The organism is Streptomyces sp. ME19-01-6 (genome assembly GCF_033793745.1).
Classification (GTDB): domain Bacteria; phylum Actinomycetota; class Actinomycetes; order Streptomycetales; family Streptomycetaceae; genus Streptomyces.
In genome coordinates, this window is record NZ_JARAXF010000012.1 from 189215 (window position 1) to 205783 (window position 16569).

Consider the following 16569-nt stretch of genomic DNA (forward strand, 5'->3'; position numbering starts at 1 on the left):
CGCCACGCCGCACCACGGCCTGGCGCCGGCTTGTCGTCTTGGTCATGACCGCACGCCCCCTGAAGCCCTGCGCGCCTCGCTGCGCCGTCGTACGTCCCGGCTATGCCGCCCTGCTCCGCAGCGCGTCGAGCGCCTTGTCCGCGTGCTCGCTCATCCGGAACTCGCTCTTGACGATCGCCAGCACCCGCCGGTCGGTGTCGATCACAAAGGTGACCCGCTTGGTGGGGACGGCGGAGATGCCGCGCTTGACCTTGAACCGGGTCCGTACGGTCCCCTCCGGGTCGGACAGCAGCGGATAGCCGAAGGAGTGTGTGCGGGCGAACTCCGCCTGCTTGTCCACCGAGTCCGCGCTCACCCCGACCGGCTGGGCGCCGAGCGCCTTGAACTCCCCCGCGATGTCCCGGAAGTGACAAGCCTCCTTCGTGCAGCCGGGCGTGAGGGCCGCGGGGTAGAAGAAGAGCACCACAGGGCCGTTTTCGAGCAGCCCGCTCAGCGTGCGGGCGGTGCCGTTCTCATCCGGCAGTTCGAAGTCCTCGACGACATCACCGATATTCATGGAGCGAGGCTACTCGGCGGCCGAAAACCTACTCGCCCAGGGCGGCCCGCAGGGCTGCCGTGCGGCGCTGGTCGGTGCGGATCCGCTGCAGGTCGTACTGGCGCAGGGGCGGGCGGCGTTGGGCGGTCAGCGACTCGCGCAGCCGGTCCGCGGCGGACGGGGAAAGGCTGCCGCCGCCGAGGTCGCGCAGCAGGTCGAGCGCCGTCTCGGAATGACCGGTGCAGTCGACGGTCAGGAGCAGCGCCTCGGTCAGCTCCTCGCGGTCGACCACCCCCTCGGCCGCCACCGCGCCGGGGGCGGCCAGCAGGGCGCGCGCGGCGGGCAGGAAGGTCGACAGGGACTCCAGCAGCGGCGCGATCCGCTCGGCCAGGGGCGCGGCGCCCGCGCCCAGCCGGGCGGCCACGCGGACCGCCGAGGCCCGGATCACGGGGTACTGGCTCTCCAGGCCCTGGGCCAGGACCGGGATCAGCTCGTCCGCCGCCGGCTCGCCGACGATCGCCCGGACGGCGGACGCGGCCGACAGACAGTCCTCCAGGCCCCACCCGTCACCGGGGACCAGCAGCTCGCGCAGGCGGGGCAGCAGCGGCTCGGCGGCCGGGCCGAGCCGCCCGGCCCGGCCCACCGCGGCGCGCTGGCTGTAGAGGATGTCGTCGAGGCCGGGGCGGATCGCCTCGACCAGCTGCGCGGTGTCGCCGGTGAGCCGGTGCAGGGCCTCGGCGGTGGGCATGCGGTCGTAGACGGAGGCGCCCTCGGCGGCGGCGCGCAGCCGGTCCGCGGCCTCGGCGGCGGCCTCGGTGCCGGCCGCGACGGCGGCCACCGCGCCGGGGGCGTCCTGCCGCTCCTTGGTCAGCAGGGAGTACAGCTCCGGCAGTGCGGGTGCCGCCTGCGGTCCCCAGGAGGCCAGCAGCTTGCACAGGTATCGGGGTGCGCTGTAGTTCCGGCGGTCCGGATGGCGGATCAGGTCGCGGGCGGCGTCGAGGAGCCGGGGGTCGAAGGGCACCGACGGCTTGTCGTGGCGACTCCAGGGCGAGGTGCCGACGGCGGTCTCCAGGGCCTCCTTGCGGCGCGGCAGATCGCGGGCGAGCAGCGGTACGGCCCTGGGGTCGCCGAGGTCGAGGAGGGCTCCGAGGGCGTTGTCGGCCACTTCCTCGGCGTCCTCGGCGTCGAACTTGTCCTCCGCCTCGGCGACCCTCTCGCCCGAGGCATGGATCAGCAGCGCGTCGGCGGCGGGCCCGCCCTCGTCCCCGAGGCGCCGCAGCTGGCCGACGGCCCGCCCGGCCACGACCAGGTCCTGATGTGTCACCAGGGACGCCAGGCGCGGGGCCAGCAGTGCGGGGGCGGCGCGGAACTCCGCGCACAGCGGCTCGATGGCGCCCATCGCCCGGCGGCCGCGCAGGCCGTCGCCGGGGCCCTCGGCGGCCAGGACCGCGTCCAGCAGGCGGAGGGCCGCCGGGAGCTCCCCGCGGTCGGCGAGCAACTGGAGGAGGAGCTCGAAGGACTCATCGTCGGGGTCGGTGTCCTTCCAGTCGCCGGAGTCCACGTCGAACCACCGCTCGACCGGCTCGGTGTCGCCGCCCTGCAGGGCCCAGGCGGTGGCGGCGGCCTCCAGCTCGTCCGTCCAGGAGGCCCCGTCACGCACCAGGTTGAGGGCGGCCACGAGCCGGATCTCGGGGTCCCGTTCGGGGCCCAGTTCGCTCGCGCTGAGCTCCGCCGCGACGTCGGGGCTGGCGATACGGCAGGCCGACAGCAGGGCGGAGCGCAGCGCGGGGTCCGGCTCCTCCGCCCAGCGGGCCCGTATCGCCTCGGCGGTCTCGCGGGACCGGCCGGACAGCAGGACGATACGGATCAGCCAGCGCCTGATGTCCTCGTCGTCGTGCGAGAGCAGCGGCAGCAGCAGCGGCACCTGCGCGGCGACGGCGGCGGTGAGTTCGTCCTGGTCCTTGCGGGGCTGGTCCTCGCCGTTCGCGACGCTGTGCAGGAGCTCCAGCAGTGTCTCCTGATGGATCCCGGCCGCGCAGACCCGGGCCAGGTACGGGACGACCTGCGCGGTCGCGGGGTAGGCGGGGACGCGGGCGCGCAACGCCGCCCAGAAGGACGAGAGCGCCTCGTCGACGGCCTCGTCGTCCGCCGAGGCCAGGGCGCGCAGCGTCCCGGCCGGGTCGGCGGCGGTGCCCCGGGCGTAGCCGATGGGGGGCCAGGCTTCGTCATCCAGGCCGGTGAGGATGGCTTCCGGGTCGTGCTGTGCCGTCATGGCGGCGATCTTGTCATGTCCGGCGGCCCGTCCGGAGACGGGCCGCCGGACACGGGCTCATCGGGCGTCGACGATGGGGTCCTGGAGCTCGGTCACCCACTTGGTGCGGTCCTCGGGGCAGTCCAGGGAGATTTCGCGGGGGTATCCCGTCGAGCGGTAGCCGTTGGTGTCGATCCAACGGGCCAGCGCCTGGGAGGTGGCCAGTATCTCCCCCTCCATGGGGCCGCGGTGCACGATGGTGGCGGCGCGCTCGACGCCGGGCAGATGGACGATCTGGAAGCCGTGGTCGGCGCCGACGTCCGCGGCCACCGGCAGCGCGGCGTGCACGGTGATCGCCCCGCCGCCCTCCGGGGCGTCCTCGTAATAGGCGAGCCCGGGGCCGGTGGGGGTCACCCCCGCGGCGTCCACCAGGCCGCACAGCTGCCCGAACAAGGGGCCGATGACGGGCCCGATGTCCTGCGGCTCGAAGCTCGCCGCGGTGGCGGTCAGCTCGGCCAGGCGGAGCGGCGGCAGACTCTTGATCACAATGTCCTCGGTGGGCATGCGTCCCTCGTTCTCGATGGTGCGGAGCCTCGCCTCGACCTGGGCCAGCCGGGCCGCCGCTTCCGCCACGGCCGATTCCAGCTCCGCTCGGCGCAGCCGCAGCATCCCGCGCAGCTCCTCGGTGCCGATGTGGTCGTCGAGGAGCGCCTTGACCTGTTGCAGGCTGAAGCCCAGGTCCTTGAGCGCGATGACGCGGTTGAGCCGTGCGAGCTGACCGGCTTCGTAGAAGCGGTAGCCGCTGGTCGGGTCGGTGTGGACGGGGCGCAGCAGCCCGATGGCGTCGTAGTGGCGCAGCATGCGGACCGACACCCGTCCGTGCTTGGCGAACTCTCCAATGGTGAACATGACGCCTTCCAGTGCAGGGCCTCACACAGTGAGAGGGTCAAGCGTACGGAGGCGAAAGTTCCGCGCGGGAGGATCCGTCGGCCCTCGGTCGGACAGGCGCCGGCGCCCGGCCGGGGCCGGGCGCCGATGTCACCGCGTCACCGCGTCGTCAGTTGCCGCCGGTGACCCTGACGTAGTCGACCACCAGCTGCTGCGGGAAGGTGGTCGAGCCGTCCGGGTCGCCGGGCCAGGAGCCGCCGACGGCGAGGTTGAGAATGACGTAGAAGCCGTGGTCGAACACCCAGCGGTTGCCGTTCAGATCGGCCGGGGTGCGGGTCTGGTAGACGTTGCCGTCCACGGACCAGGTGATCTTGTCGGGTGACCAGTCGACCGCGAAGGTGTGGAAGCCGTCGGCGAACTTCTGCCCGTTCGGCAGGGTGTAGCCGGCGCCTATGCCGCCCGAGCCAAAGTAGCCGGGGCCGTGGAGGGTTCCGTGCACGGTGCTGGGCTCGTGGCCGACGTTCTCCATGACGTCGATCTCGCCGCAGTTGGGCCATCCGGCGCTGCCGATGTCGTTGCCGAGCATCCAGAAGGCGGGCCACATGCCCTGCCCCCGGGGCACCTTGACCCGGGCCTCCACATGTCCGTACGCGGTGGTGAAGGTGCGCGCGGTGGAGAGCCGGGCCGAGGTGTACTCGCACCGGCCGTACCAGCAGTCGTAGTTGGCCGGGTTCTCCTTGCGGGCGGTGATGACCAGGTTGCCCTGGCCGTCGAGCGCCGCGTTCTTGGTGCCGTCCGTGTAGTACTGGCGCTCGTGGTTGTTGACGTTGTCGCCGGTCTCGTAGCCCCATTTGGAGCCGTCGACGGCGCCGCCCGCCGGGCCGTCGAAGTTGTCGGTGAAGGTGGCGGCAACGGGCGACGGGGCGGCGTCGGCGGCCGGGGCCGGCCAGGGGGCGGCGGCGAGGGCGGCCGCCGCGAGCAGGCCGGTCATGGCGATGCGCAGGGTTTTCCTCATCAAGCGATGGCCTTCCTGTGTGGGGGAACGGGCGCACGGGACAGCCCGTAGGGAAGGGGCGCGAAGGGTGCGCGATGAGGACATCATGCCGAGCCTTGTTCAAGACATGTCAATAGTCTGGACCATTCGCGTCAAAGAAGTTGAGGCGTTACGCCGTCGACACCTCCGACGGCGGACAGAAGTCGAACGGGCGACAGCCGCCCGGGCCGTCAGCTCATTCCGTCACACCGAACAGCGCGAGCAGATCCCGCCGCCCGAACATGCGCGCCGTCTCGACGGCCGAGGGCGAGCCCGCCCGCGGGTCGGCGCCACCGGCCAGCAGCACCCGCAGCACCTCCTCCTCACCCTTGAACGTGGCGCCGGCGATGGGTGTCTGGCCGCGTTCACCGAGGCGGTTGGGGTCGGCCCCGCGGTGCAGCAGGGCGGCGACGGCCGCGGCGTGCCCGTGGTAGGCCGCGAGCATGAGGAGCGAGTCCCCTTTGTCATTGGTGAGGTTGGCCGGGACGCCCGCGTCCACGTAGGCGGCGAGCGTATCGGTGTCCCCGTGCCGGGCCAGATCGAAGACCTTGGCGGCGAGCTGCAGCACCTCCGGGTCGTGGGCCGGCTCGGCCTCGCGGTTCTGGTCACTCATGGCGTCTCGCCTCCGACTTCGCGGGGGTACCTCCCAGCGGTGACTGGGGGGCCGTGGGCGCTGGTATCGCCCACTCTGTGTACGCGATCCGCCGGCCCGCCGACCGCGTCCGTACCGGTGAATACACCGATAATCCACCCATTTGCACCTTTTGCCGAGTAGGTACCTGGCGTGACCCTGGAAGGACTCATGGTGACCGTCCCCCACCAGCCAGGAGACCGTGATGATCCTGTCCATTTCCGGCGTCGTACTGCTCGGTGTCGTCGTCTTCGTGTTCTTCCGCAAGGACGGCCTCAAGGCGTCGCACGCCATCATCTGCGCCCTTTTCGGCTTCTATCTCGCGAGCACCGCGATCGCTCCGAGCATCAGGGCCGGTGGCACCAGCCTGGCCAACCTACTGGGCGGGATCAAGTTCTGACGTGCGCCGACGACCGCTCCCCCATGTCCTCGGCGGCGCCGGCCCGCTCGCCCGCGCCCGCGCGTTCGCCCGCGGCGGAAAGCTCGCCCGCGGCGGAAAGCCGGCCCGCGTCCGCGGCTTCGCCCGCGCCGCCGGCGACGGCGCCGCCGATGTGCTGCATCCGCTGATCGCGCTCTGCCGCGGGCTGCGCGCCCTGGCCGCCGGCGGGCGGCGCAGATGGGCGCAGACGCCGAAGGAGCGCCGCGGGCCGGCGCTCTTCCTGATGGCCACCTGTGTCCTGGGCATCGCCCTCCTGCCGTACGGCCCGACGCTGTCCGCCGTGAGCCTCATGGGTGCCGCGTTCTGGGCCGGGCGGAAGGGCCCCGTGAAGGACCCGGGGCCCGGCGAGGCCGGCCGGGAACGCCTACGGATCCTGTACGAGGCCCTGGTGCCGTACTTCTCCGCCCCCGAGGACCCGAGCCCGCTGTACGCGCACGGCGGGGAGTGGTCGCACGCCTTCGACTCCTTCGAGTTCGACGAGAACGGGCGGCTGACCCGGCTGAAGCTGCGCTACCCCGCGTACTTCACCGACGGCGACACGGAGTCCCGCGCCCGCGTCGAACGGCTGCTGTACGTCAAGTCCGGGCGCGGCCGGGAGTACTTCTTCGCGTGGGACGAGGAGGCCAACCACCTGACGCTGACGGTGCTGCCCGCCCTGTCCACCGCGATCGGCGCGCAGCGCTTCGTGACCACGCCCGGCGAGACCGTGCTCGGCTTCACCGACGCCTCCTCGGTGCAGCGCACGCTGCCCGTCACCGAGGCGGCCGACGACCCGGCGGAGGAGGCACGGCGGGACGCCCCGCCGGTGGTGTGGCGCACCGGACCGCGGTCGACGGAGCCGCATCTGCTGGCGCTCGGCCCGCCCGCGAGCGGCACCACGACCCTGCTGCGGTCCATCGCGCTGCAGGCGCTGTGCCACGGTCAGGTGCTGGTGGTGGACGGCAGCGGCACCGGCGAGTACGCGTTCCTGGGCGGCCGGACCGGGGTGCTGGGCGTCGAGTACGGGCTCGCCGGGACGCTGGCGACGCTGGAGTGGGCGGCACACGAGACGGAGCGGCGGCTGATCGCGGCGAACCGGGCCCGCCAGACCGGCCACCCGCCGCCGCGGGACATCCTCCGCCCGCTGTGGCTCGTCCTCGACCGGCCGACGGTGCTCAGCCAGCTCGCCGCGGCCGAGGGCCGCCGCGACCCGCAGGAGCTGCTGCAGGTGCCGCTGCGGCACGGGCGGGCGGCCCAGGTGCGGGTGGTGGTGGCCGACCACCTCGACGCCGCGGACGCGCTCAGCGAGGTCGTACGGTCCCACACCCGGGCCCGGGTGGTGCTGGGGCCCGCCTCAGACGAACAGATCCGGGCCGTACTCGGCGTCCCGCCGCACACCACGCCGACGCCCGAGGTACCCCCGGGCCGGGGCTACGTACGGCTCGGCGCCGGCCCGGTGCACCGACTGCAGGTGCCCGCCACCCCTGACCCGTACGACGAGGCGACGGGCGAGGCGCAGCGGCAGGCGGTACTCGGGCTGCTCCCGGAACCGGAACTGCCGCGGGAGCCGGCCGCGGCCCCGAGCCCGGCCGAGGCCGCGGGACGGGTCGAGGCCGCGGGACGGGTCGAGGCCGCGGGACGGGTCGAGGCCGCGGGACGGGTCGAGGCCGCGGGACGGGTCGACATGGTGAAGGCCGGACCCGCGGGGCGCCCCGCGGACGGCTAGTGCCGCGTCAGCCAGGGTTGCCCGGTAGCGAGGCGTCCTGGTGCTCCCCCAGCTACCGCTGGGCGGTGCCCCCCGATCGCAAGGCGGCCGGAAGCCCTCGGATGGGGTATCCCCTGCTCGAGCGAAGCCGAGAGCTTGGGGAAGGGCCTACTCGGGTTTTCGGCCAACGCGGCACGGGGGCACCGCCCAGCGGTAGCTGGGAGGGGGCACCGCCCAGCGGTAGCTGGGGGAGCGTGCCGGGGCGGCGAGCGGGGCAACCCCTTGGCTGATGCGGCACCAACAGCCGCTGTCGGTTCAGGCCACGTAGCTGCGCGGGACCTGGGCCTCGACCGCGGCGCCGGTCGCGACCAGGTCCGCCGCGGCGGCGAGGCGGGTGGCGGCCTTCTCGGCGACCGCGCCGCCGACGGTGAACGGAAGCCGTACGTACCCCTCGAAGGCGCCGTCGACCCCGAAGCGGGGGCCGGAGGGGACCCGCACGCCGAGCCGCTCGCCCGTCTCCGCGATCCGTGACCCGGACAGGCCGCCGGTGCGGGCCCAGAGGGTGAGCCCGCCGTGCGGCACGGCGAACTCCCAGTCGGGGAGGTGGCGGCGGACGGCGGCGACGAGCGCGTCGCGGTTCTCCCGCGCCTGCGCGCGGCGCAGCTCGGTCGCCTCGTCCCAGCCGCCGGTGGCCAGCAGCCAGCCCACGGCGAGCTGTTCGACGACCGGGGTGCCCATGTCGGCGTAGGCGCGGGCCGCGACCAGGCTGCGGATGACGTCGGGGGCGGCGCGCACCCAGCCGATGCGCAGCCCGGCCCAGAAGGACTTGCTCGCCGAGCCGACGGTGACAACCGTGCTGCCCCCGGGGTCGAGCGCGGCGACCGGCCGGGGCAGCTCCACCTCGTCGTCCAGGTGCAGTTCGGCCATGGTCTCGTCGACGACGAGCACGGTCCCGGCCGAGCGCGCCGCGTCGACGAGCTGTCTGCGCTGCTCGTCGGTGGCGAGCGAGCCGATGGGGTTGTGGAAGTCGGCGACGACATAGGCCATGCGCGGCGCGGCGTCGCGCAGCGTCTGCCGCCAGGCCGGCAGGTCCCAGCCCGCGAGTCCGGGGGCCATGGCCACGGGGGCCAGCCGGGTGCCGACCTCCCGCAGGAGCTGGAGGATGTTCGCGTACGAGGGCGACTCGACGGCGACCCGCTCGCCGTGGCGGACGAACAGCCGGCAGATGGCGGCCACGGCGCCCATGGCGCCGGTGGTCACCATGATCTGCTCGGGCATGGTCGGTATGCCGCGGGCGGTGTAGCGGTCGGCGAGGGCCTGGCGCAGCGCGGGCAGCCCGGCGGGGTAGTCGCCGTGGGTGTGGGCGTACGGCGGCAGCTCTTCCAGGGCGCCGCGCATGGCGCGGGTCAGCCAGGGCTCGGGCGCGGGCAGCGCCGCACAACCCAGGTCGATCACGGAGCGCGCGACCTCGGGCGGCAGCGGGTCGAGCCCCCGGGTGGGCAGCGGACTGCCGGCGGGCATCGCGGTCCAGCTGCCGGACCCGCGCCGCGACTCCAGGAAGCCCTCCTGGCGCAGCGCCTCATAGGCGGCGGCCACGGTGGTCCGGCTCACCCCCAGGGCCGCCGCGAGCTCGCGCTCGGCGGGCAGCCGCGCCGCGACCGGGACCCGGCCTTCGAGGACGAGCAGGCGTACGCGATCGGCGAGGGAACGGTACGCGGGCACGCGCCGGCCGCCCGTCACCGAGACGACCGCCGCGGCCTCGGCGTCACGCGTGTGCTCGGGCCCGAGCAGGCGAGCCAACTGGGGTGCTCCCACCGCGGATGTCCACGGACTCATCGTCTGCGGTCCACCTTTCCGGAATTGGCCATGGAACTGGACTGGTCTCCGGCTACAGAGTGACATGCCACAGTCCACCGCCTCCACCGGCCAGGCCACTTCAGCCCCTGGGAGCCTTCTTTGTCCGTGCCACCCGTACCGCCCGCGCCATCCGTGCCGTCCGCGCCATCCGCGTCGCCGCCCGAGCCCGAGCCCCCGTCATCCCCCTCACCGTCGTCCCCGTCCCCCGGCTCCCGGCTCACGCGTCGCCTGGCCCACCTCTACGCCGGGCTGGTGCTGTACGGCGTGAGCATGGCACTCCAGCTGCGCGCCGGACTCGGACTCGACCCCTGGGACGTCTTCCACCAGGGCATCGCCGGACACACCTCGCTGTCCTTCGGCACCGTGACCATGATGGTCGGCGCCGCCGTACTGCTGCTGTGGATCCCGCTGCGGCAGCGCCCCGGGCTGGGCACGGTGTCCAATGTGGTGGTGATCGGCCTGGTGGTGGACGTCACACTCTGGCTGATTCCAGAGCTTCACGCCCTGGCACTGAGGATTCCTCTGCTGGTGTTCTCGGTGGTCCTCAACGGCGTGGCGACCGGCCTCTACATCTCGGCGCGGTTCGGGCCCGGCCCGCGGGACGGACTGATGACGGGATGGCACCGGCACACCGGGCGCTCGGTGCGGCTGGTGAGGACCGCGATCGAGGTGACGGTACTGGCGGTGGGATTCGTGCTGGGCGGGTCCGTGGGGGTCGGCACGGTGCTGTACGCGCTGTCCATCGGGCCGCTCGCGCAGTACTTCCTGCGCTTCTTCGCGCTCCCCTCGCCCGCCGGCGAGCGCTCGCCGGTCGTCGCGCAGGGCAACCCGAGGGCACAGATGACGACATAACAATGCAGACAACAGAGACACCGCAGACAACACGGACACCAATTCGTGACCGGATTTAGCCCTCGCGGGTGTGGAGGGGTAGTGTACGCCCTCGGCCTACCAGGCGGACCGTTACTGCGCGCTAAAGCACCAGAAACGCTGGGTGACATCTGCTGCCAGATGTGACAAACCGGGCGCCTGTGGGTAGAACAACGGGGCGGCACGACGGGCGACGCATGTCCCATCTACGGGAATCTTCACCGCCGACCGGACGTTGACCGGATGACGACGACAGCGACACCTGTCCTGTGGGCGACAAGCCCGGGAGGCACGATTCATGAGTGAGCGAGCTCTCCGCGGCACGCGACTCGTGGTGACCAGCTACGAGACCGACCGCGGCATCGATCTGGCCCCGCGCCAGGCGGTGGAGTACGCATGCCAGAACGGACATCGATTTGAGATGCCGTTCTCGGTAGAGGCGGAGATCCCGCCGGAGTGGGAGTGCAAGGCCTGTGGCGCCGTGGCACTCCTGGTGGACGGCGACGGTCCTGAGGAGAAGAAGGGCAAGCCCGCGCGCACGCACTGGGACATGCTCATGGAGCGGCGTACCCGCGAGGAGCTTGAGGAGGTGCTGGCCGAGCGGCTGGCCGTGCTGCGCTCCGGCGCCATGAACATCGCTGTGCATCCGCGCGACACCCGTAAGTCTGCCTGATCACACAGCAGCACTGACAGCGACAACATCAAGGGCCGGGGCCACTGCCGAGCAGTGGCCCCGGCCCTTGTCGACCCTGCGTAACGGGACCGGAGTGGAACGGGAACGCGTCAGTCCCTGTGCGCCGAGTGCGGGTCCTCGTCGTCCCGTATCACCTCGCCCTGGATGACCTTGCCGTCGGGGCGGCGCACCTGGTCCTGGCCGTAGCCCGGCCCGAAGCCGCCACCCATCGGCCCGGGGACATGTCCGACCCGGCGCCTGAGCATCGCCTCCGCGCGGCCGCGCAGCAGCGCACGTGTGGGCGGGAACAGACACACCAGCGCGGCCACGTCCGAGATGAGGCCGGGCATCATCAGCAGCAGCCCGCCGAGCATCGTGAAGCTGCTGCCCCTCCCCGCCGCCGGCTCCTGCGGCGCGGCGCCCGGCTGCATGGATCGGGAGAGGTTCTGCCAGGCCCGGCGGCCGGCGCGCTTGATCACGGCCGCGCCGACCACCACACCGGCGAGCAGCAGAAGGAAGACCGTGAACCCGCCGGCGGCCTCCGCCACCACGGTCAGCAGCCAGATCTCGAGCACCAGCCAGGCCGCGATACCCAGCGGCAGAAAAGTGCGGGCGCGCGAGCGCTTCGGGCGGCGGGTCGGGTCGGTCTGCTGCGATGGGCCGGTCATCATGCTCCAAGTGTGCCCGGACCGGCGGTGCGGCCGAGCCCCGGGGCCGAAGATCTGCGGGAATCGGCCGCGGACATCCGGGTACTCGGCAGCGCCCACGGTCGACCGTCGACAGGCTGAGGCGATCCGGCGGGGAACCGAGCCGCGAAAGAAGGGGCGAACCGAGCCCTCGAGAGGGAGGTGCCGGGATGGCCGGTGTGCTGGAGGTTCTCGCCTGGTGGGCGGCGCTGACCGCGCTGTGGATCGTACTGATCTCCACCGTGGACCTCCTGGAGGTCGCGGTGGGCGCGGGCGTCGGGCTGCTGGCCGCCGTCGCCGCGCGGGCCGCCCGGCGCGCGGCGGCCCGGCCGTGAGCGCGGCCGACGGCTGGCTGCTGGCCGGACTGGTGCCGCTGCTGGGGCTGGTGCCGGTGCTGTGGCGGATCGCCTGCGGAGAGCCGCGCGACCGGCTGATCGCCCAGAATCTGGCCTGTCTGCTGGCCGCCCTGGCGCTGCTGCTGACGGCCCAGGGCTTCGGCCGTCCCGCGTATGTGGACGTGGCGCTCGTCCTGGCCGTGCTCGGACCCACCGGAACGCTCATCTACGCCCGCTTCCTCGGGGTGCTGCCCGGTTCGCCGGTGGTGCGGTGGACCGCCCTGGCGGGCGCCCCGGCCGTCGTGCTTCCGCTGTGCGTGGCGACCGGACCCGGCCGGGCGGCGGTGAAGCTGCTGCTGATCGGGGCGCTGCTGATCGCAGGCAGCCTGGTCACGAGCGCGGGGAGCCGGAGCGAGGGCGGACGGGCATGACCGACGCGCTCACCGATGTGCTGATCGCGGTGGCACTGCTGCTGGTGGCGGCCGCCGCCACGGCCGCCGTACTCAACCGCGACCCCGCCCGGCAGTCACTGGTCCTCTCATTCCTCGGGCTGGCGCTGACCCTGCTCTTCACATTCCTCCAGGCGCCGGACGTCGCCCTGTCGCAACTGGCGGTCGGCTCCGCGGTGACCCCCCTGATGATCCTGCTGACCGTGCGCAAGGTGCGGCGGCGCCCCGGCGACAGCCGCTCGGGAGGCGGCTCGGGAGACGGGTCAGGAGACGGGGCATCGGCGGGCGGGCCTCGGGGCGCGGACCGGGACGGGCGGCCGCGGCGATGAGTCGGCGCGGCAGGCTGTGGCTCTTCCTCGCCGGAGCGGCCGTCGTCGCGGCGCTGTTCACCGCCGCCTGCTTCGACCTGCCGTCCTTCGGCGGCGATCGCCATCCCTACGGAGACAGGGCGGTCCGCGCCGCCTTGCGCCACCACACCTCCAACGCCATCGCCTCGGTCAACTTCGACCAGCGCGCCCTGGACACCCTGGGCGAGGAGACGATCCTCTTCTCCGCGGTGCTCGGCGCCGTCGTGCTGCTCCGCCAGACCGCCGACGAGCGCCGCTGCGCCCCCGCCCCCGCCGCGAGCCGCCCGCGCGTCCGCCGGTTCGCCCTGCTGATGCTCCCCGTCGCGCTGGTCGTCGGGCTGTATGTGGTCGCCCATGGACAGCTCAGCCCCGGCGGCGGCTTCCAGGGCGGCGTGGCCACCGCCACCGCGCTGCACCTGCTGTACCTCGCCGCCGACTACCGGGCGCTGGAGCGCGTCCGGCCGCTCGGCCCGTACGAGGTCGGGGAGGCCGTCGGCGAGGCGACGTACCTGATCACGGGGGTCGCGGCGGTCCTCGCCGGGGCGGCGTTCCTGGCCAACGTCCTCCCGTACGGCACCTTCGCCACCCTGTCCTCGGGCGGAACCGTCCCCTTGCTGAACGCCGCCGTCGGCATGGAGGTCGCCTGCGGGGTGGTTGTGCTGCTCGCCCAGTTCCTGGACCAGGCGGCGGAGATCGAGGGGGCCGAGGACAGCGGATCCGACGGCAACGGGCCCGAAGGCAACGGACCCCAAGGGGCGAGCGGAAGGGAGCGGGCGTGACGGTGCTGCCGTACCTGGTCGCGGGATGGATCTTCCTGGTGGGTGTGTACGGGCTGGTGACCAGCCGGAACCTCATCCACGCGGTGGGATGTCTGTCAGTGGCCCAGTCCTCCACCTATGTGCTGCTGCTCGGCGTCGGCTACCGGCGGGGCGGTACCGCGCCGGTCTTCTCCGACGTGCCGGCCGACCGCCGCGTCGTCGACCCCGTGGTCCAGGCCCTCGCCCTCACCGACATCGTGGTCGGGGCGACCGTGACCGCCTTGCTGCTCGCGCTCGTCGTCCAGCTCCGCAAACGCCACGGGACCGTCGACCCCGACAGCCTGTCGGATCTGCGGGGGTGACGGCCGGTGGACGCAGCGGGACTGCTGCCGTGGGTGCTCGCCGTGCCGCTGCTCGGCGCGGCCGTGCTGGTGGCGGGCGGGCGGCGACTGCCCCGGATCGCGGCCGACGCCTTGGGCTGCGCTTTCGCGGCCGCCACGGCGGCGACGGCGCTCCTGGTGCTGGCCGGGGTCTCCGGGACGGCCGGGGCCACGCCGTACGCGGTGGAGTGGGTGGGCGGCTGGCGGCCGGTGGGGGGCGAGGGCGTGGGCATCGTGCTCGTCGGCGATCCGCTGGGCGCGGGGCTCGCTTCGTTGGTGTCCGTGCTCGTCGTCGCCGTGCTCATCTACTCCTGGCGCTACTTCGAGGAGCCGCCCCGCCGTCACAGCGGCGCCTTCCCCGCGCTGATCCTGATCTTCCAGGCGGGCATGTGCGGATTCGCGCTCACCGGCGACCTGTTCAACGCGTTCGTCTTCTTCGAGCTGATGGGAGTCGTCGCGTACGCGCTGACCGGCTACCGAGTGGAAGAGACCCGGCCGCTCCACGGCGCGCTGACCTTCGGCATCGTGAACTCCCTCGGCGGGTACTGCCTGCTGCTGGGCATCACCTTGCTGTACGCCCGCACCGGCGAGCTGGGGCTCGCCCAGATCGGCCGGGCGCTCGACGGGCGGGCTCCGGACGGGCTGGTCCTCGCCGCGTTCGTGCTGGTGGCGACGGGGCTGCTGGTGAAGGCCGCCGCCGTGCCCTTCCACTTCTGGCTGCCCGACGCGCACGCGGTCGCCCCGACCCCCGTGTGCATGCTGCTGTCCGGGGTGATGGTGGAGCTCGGGGTCTACGGGGTCGCGCGGGTGTACTGGACCGTCTTCGCGGGGCCGGGCGGCGTTCCGCACCCGGACCTGACCCGCTCGCTGCTGGTCATCGGCGCCGCCACGGCGCTCCTCGGCGCGCTCATGTGCTGGCGGCAGCGGCACCTCAAGCGGCTGCTCGCGTTCTCCACCGTGGCCCACACCGGGCTGTTCCTGACCGGTGTGGCCGTGTTGTCCCCGGAAGGCCTCTCGGGCACGGCGCTGTATGTCCTGGGGCACGCGGGCGTGAAGGCGGCCCTGTTCGCCTGCGCGGGCGTCCTCCTCGACCGGTACGCCTCCGTCGACGAGCACGAACTCTACGGCAGGGCGAGGGAACTGCCGGTGGTGGGCGTCCTGTTCACCGTGGGCGGGCTCGCGCTCAGCGGCCTGCCCCCGTTCGGCACCGGGCTCGGCAAGGCCCTCGCGGAAGAGGCGGCGGGCCGCACGGCCGGGTGGCTGCCCGCCCTGTTCGTCCTGGTCTCCGCGGTGACCGGCGGCGCGGTGCTGCGGGTGGCGCTGCGGGTCTTCACCGGGGCCGGGCCCCCACCGCGCGGAAAGGAGGACGGGTCCCGGACCAGAGGCGAGGAGCAGCCGGAGACCGGCGGGCGACTCCGGCGCATTCCCGTGCCGATGCTGGCGGTGCCCGCCGCGCTGCTGGCCGGGGCGCTCGCGGTGGGCCTCCTGCCCGCGGTGGCCGCCGCGACCGCCCGGGCGGGGCACCTGTTCACCGACGAGAGGGGCTACCGCGCCGCCGTCCTCGACGGGCGGCCGACGGCCGCCCCCGCCCTGGTGACGCCCGCACTGGCCGACGGCCGGAATCCTGCTCGGGCTGCTCTCCACGGCCCTCGCCGTCGCCCTCGCCGCCCTCACGGTGTGGCGGCCGGTCCGCACCGGAGCGGCCGCGCTGGCGGTCCCGGTGCGGCGGTTGCAGTCCGGCCACATCGGCGACTACGTCGCCTGGCTGGTCGCCGGAATGGCTCTGCTCACCGCCCTGACCGCCATCAATCTCCACTGAGCGGGATGGCCTCCGCTGAGCGGGGTGCCCCGCGACGACCCGCTACGAGGGATCGCGCCCCAGCAGCTTGTTCGCCCGGGAGCTCACGCCCCAGGTGGCGACCCGCCAGAACGCCTCGGTGACGATGTCGCGGCTCATCTTGCTGTCGCCCCGCTCACGTTCGACGAACGTCACCGGGACCTCGATGACGTGGAAGCCCGCCTTGACCGCGCGCCAGGCCATGTCGATCTGGAAGCAGTAGCCCTGGGAGGCGACGGCGTCCATGCCGAGCCCCTCCAAGGTCTCCTTACGGAAGGCGCGGAAGCCGGCCGTCACATCGCGGATCGGCACATCCAGCAGGATCCGGGAGTAGGTGCTGGCGCCGCGCGAGAGGTACTCCCGCCGCTTGGGCCAGTTGACGATGCGGCCACCGGGCACCCAGCGCGAGCCGATCACCAGGTCGGCGCCCTTGAGCGCGGTCAGCAGCCGGGGCAGCTCCTCCGGCTGGTGCGAACCGTCGGCGTCCATCTCGACCAGTACGCCGTAACCGTGCTCGATACCCCAGCGGAACCCGGCGAGGTAGGCGGCGCCCAGGCCCTCCTTGCCCTTGCGGTGCAACACCCGGACGTGGTCGTCCTCGGCCGCGATCTCGTCCGCGACCTTGCCGGTGCCGTCCGGGCTGTTGTCGTCGGCGACGAGCACATGCGCGTCCGGCACGGATTCCCGCACCCGGGCGACGATCGGCTTGATGTTCTCCGCCTCGTTGTAGGTCGGGATGATCACCAGGACCTTGCCGAGCGGACCGTACTTCCGCCGCCCACCGTCACCATCGGCCACGGCGTCGTCCTTCTCGCTTCTCCGCCCGCGAGGCGAATCTGCGGCGTCCGAAGAGTGGCGCGGCTCGTCGGCCTCGCGTGCGTCGCTCACAGCATCATTTTGTTCGCTTCTCCGCCCG

At 73.2% G+C, this 16569-nt stretch carries 17 protein-coding genes and 1 pseudogene; 10 read left to right on the forward strand and 8 right to left on the reverse strand.

Annotation, left to right across the window (positions count from 1 at the left end):
• Positions 1-100: 100 nt before the first annotated feature.
• From PV419_RS26270 to PV419_RS26290, 5 genes are all read right to left on the reverse strand, one after another.
• The gene (locus tag PV419_RS26270) at positions 101-556 is read right to left on the reverse strand and encodes a peroxiredoxin (protein ID WP_319692906.1); all 456 of its coding nucleotides are present in this window, start codon (positions 554-556) and stop codon (positions 101-103) included.
• Between the two features lie 28 nt (positions 557-584).
• Entirely contained in the window at positions 585-2807 is a 2223-nt protein-coding gene (locus PV419_RS26275) for a hypothetical protein (RefSeq protein WP_319692910.1), read from the reverse strand.
• A 57-nt stretch (positions 2808-2864) separates the two neighbouring features.
• Entirely contained in the window at positions 2865-3695 is an 831-nt protein-coding gene (locus tag PV419_RS26280; RefSeq protein WP_319692914.1) for a MerR family transcriptional regulator, read from the reverse strand.
• A 148-nt stretch (positions 3696-3843) separates the two neighbouring features.
• A complete protein-coding gene (locus tag PV419_RS26285) occupies positions 3844-4689 on the reverse strand; it encodes a glycoside hydrolase family 16 protein (protein WP_319692917.1) in 846 nt (281 codons plus the stop codon).
• 214 nt (positions 4690-4903) lie between these two features.
• Positions 4904-5320, reverse strand: coding sequence for an ankyrin repeat domain-containing protein (locus tag PV419_RS26290; protein WP_319692923.1), 417 nt, complete (start codon positions 5318-5320; stop codon positions 4904-4906).
• Positions 5321-5543: 223 nt separating this feature from the next.
• Here PV419_RS26290 and PV419_RS26295 point away from each other — a divergent pair, with 223 nt between their 5' ends.
• Positions 5544-5738 (forward strand): hypothetical protein, encoded by a 195-nt coding sequence (locus tag PV419_RS26295; protein ID WP_319692928.1) that lies wholly within the window; start codon positions 5544-5546, stop codon positions 5736-5738.
• A gap of 1 nt (position 5739) precedes the next feature.
• Positions 5740-7482: a hypothetical protein gene (locus PV419_RS26300; RefSeq protein ID WP_319692929.1), complete on the forward strand. Its 1743-nt coding sequence runs from the start codon at positions 5740-5742 to the stop codon at positions 7480-7482.
• 294 nt (positions 7483-7776) lie between these two features.
• On the opposite strand, the gene PV419_RS26305 is transcribed toward PV419_RS26300, so the two are convergent.
• A complete protein-coding gene (locus tag PV419_RS26305; protein ID WP_319692933.1) occupies positions 7777-9297 on the reverse strand; it encodes a PLP-dependent aminotransferase family protein in 1521 nt (506 codons plus the stop codon).
• Between the two features lie 249 nt (positions 9298-9546).
• Here PV419_RS26305 and PV419_RS26310 point away from each other — a divergent pair, with 249 nt between their 5' ends.
• The gene (locus PV419_RS26310; protein ID WP_319693266.1) at positions 9547-10170 is read left to right on the forward strand and encodes a hypothetical protein; all 624 of its coding nucleotides are present in this window, start codon (positions 9547-9549) and stop codon (positions 10168-10170) included.
• A 316-nt stretch (positions 10171-10486) separates the two neighbouring features.
• The gene (locus PV419_RS26315; RefSeq protein WP_065966324.1) at positions 10487-10861 is read left to right on the forward strand and encodes an RNA polymerase-binding protein RbpA; all 375 of its coding nucleotides are present in this window, start codon (positions 10487-10489) and stop codon (positions 10859-10861) included.
• Positions 10862-10971: 110 nt separating this feature from the next.
• Here the strand turns inward: PV419_RS26315 and fxsA are convergent, their stop codons facing one another.
• Positions 10972-11529, reverse strand: coding sequence for an FxsA family membrane protein (gene fxsA / locus PV419_RS26320; protein ID WP_319693268.1), 558 nt, complete (start codon positions 11527-11529; stop codon positions 10972-10974).
• A gap of 188 nt (positions 11530-11717) precedes the next feature.
• Between fxsA and PV419_RS26325 the strand changes: the two genes are divergently transcribed.
• The 6 genes and pseudogenes from PV419_RS26325 to PV419_RS26350 all read left to right on the forward strand — a co-directional run bounded on the left by PV419_RS26325 (position 11718) and on the right by PV419_RS26350 (position 15635).
• The gene (locus tag PV419_RS26325) at positions 11718-11882 is read left to right on the forward strand and encodes a hypothetical protein (RefSeq protein WP_319692942.1); all 165 of its coding nucleotides are present in this window, start codon (positions 11718-11720) and stop codon (positions 11880-11882) included.
• Positions 11879-12313, forward strand: a complete 435-nt coding sequence (locus PV419_RS26330; RefSeq protein ID WP_319692945.1) for a monovalent cation/H+ antiporter complex subunit F — start codon at positions 11879-11881, stop codon at positions 12311-12313. The genes PV419_RS26325 and PV419_RS26330 overlap by 4 nt, the downstream gene beginning before the upstream one ends.
• Positions 12310-12660 (forward strand): DUF4040 domain-containing protein, encoded by a 351-nt coding sequence (locus PV419_RS26335; protein WP_319692949.1) that lies wholly within the window; start codon positions 12310-12312, stop codon positions 12658-12660. Before PV419_RS26330 ends, PV419_RS26335 begins: the two co-directional genes overlap by 4 nt.
• Positions 12657-13457: an MnhB domain-containing protein gene (locus tag PV419_RS26340; RefSeq protein ID WP_319692955.1), complete on the forward strand. Its 801-nt coding sequence runs from the start codon at positions 12657-12659 to the stop codon at positions 13455-13457. The genes PV419_RS26335 and PV419_RS26340 overlap by 4 nt, the downstream gene beginning before the upstream one ends.
• Positions 13454-13798, forward strand: a complete 345-nt coding sequence (locus tag PV419_RS26345) for a sodium:proton antiporter (RefSeq protein WP_319692961.1) — start codon at positions 13454-13456, stop codon at positions 13796-13798. Before PV419_RS26340 ends, PV419_RS26345 begins: the two co-directional genes overlap by 4 nt.
• Before the next feature lie 6 nt (positions 13799-13804).
• A pseudogene (locus tag PV419_RS26350) lies at positions 13805-15635 on the forward strand (complex I subunit 5 family protein).
• A gap of 42 nt (positions 15636-15677) precedes the next feature.
• On the opposite strand, the gene PV419_RS26355 reads toward PV419_RS26350, so the two are convergent.
• Positions 15678-16451 (reverse strand): polyprenol monophosphomannose synthase, encoded by a 774-nt coding sequence (locus PV419_RS26355; RefSeq protein WP_319693269.1) that lies wholly within the window; start codon positions 16449-16451, stop codon positions 15678-15680.
• Positions 16452-16569: the final 118 nt, after the last annotated feature.

Coding starts and splice junctions, on each gene's coding strand:
- PV419_RS26340 (WP_319692955.1), top strand. CDS start 12,657: ATGAGTCGGCGCGGCAGGCTGTGGCTCTTCCTCGCCGGAGCGGCCGTC.
- PV419_RS26325 (WP_319692942.1), top strand. CDS start 11,718: ATGGCCGGTGTGCTGGAGGTTCTCGCCTGGTGGGCGGCGCTGACCGCG.
- PV419_RS26290 (WP_319692923.1), bottom strand. CDS start 5,320: ATGAGTGACCAGAACCGCGAGGCCGAGCCGGCCCACGACCCGGAGGTG.
- PV419_RS26335 (WP_319692949.1), top strand. CDS start 12,310: ATGACCGACGCGCTCACCGATGTGCTGATCGCGGTGGCACTGCTGCTG.
- PV419_RS26270 (WP_319692906.1), bottom strand. CDS start 556: ATGAATATCGGTGATGTCGTCGAGGACTTCGAACTGCCGGATGAGAAC.
- PV419_RS26285 (WP_319692917.1), bottom strand. CDS start 4,689: ATGAGGAAAACCCTGCGCATCGCCATGACCGGCCTGCTCGCGGCGGCC.
- PV419_RS26305 (WP_319692933.1), bottom strand. CDS start 9,297: ATGAGTCCGTGGACATCCGCGGTGGGAGCACCCCAGTTGGCTCGCCTG.
- fxsA (WP_319693268.1), bottom strand. CDS start 11,529: ATGACCGGCCCATCGCAGCAGACCGACCCGACCCGCCGCCCGAAGCGC.
- PV419_RS26280 (WP_319692914.1), bottom strand. CDS start 3,695: ATGTTCACCATTGGAGAGTTCGCCAAGCACGGACGGGTGTCGGTCCGC.
- PV419_RS26275 (WP_319692910.1), bottom strand. CDS start 2,807: ATGACGGCACAGCACGACCCGGAAGCCATCCTCACCGGCCTGGATGAC.
- PV419_RS26315 (WP_065966324.1), top strand. CDS start 10,487: ATGAGTGAGCGAGCTCTCCGCGGCACGCGACTCGTGGTGACCAGCTAC.
- PV419_RS26295 (WP_319692928.1), top strand. CDS start 5,544: ATGATCCTGTCCATTTCCGGCGTCGTACTGCTCGGTGTCGTCGTCTTC.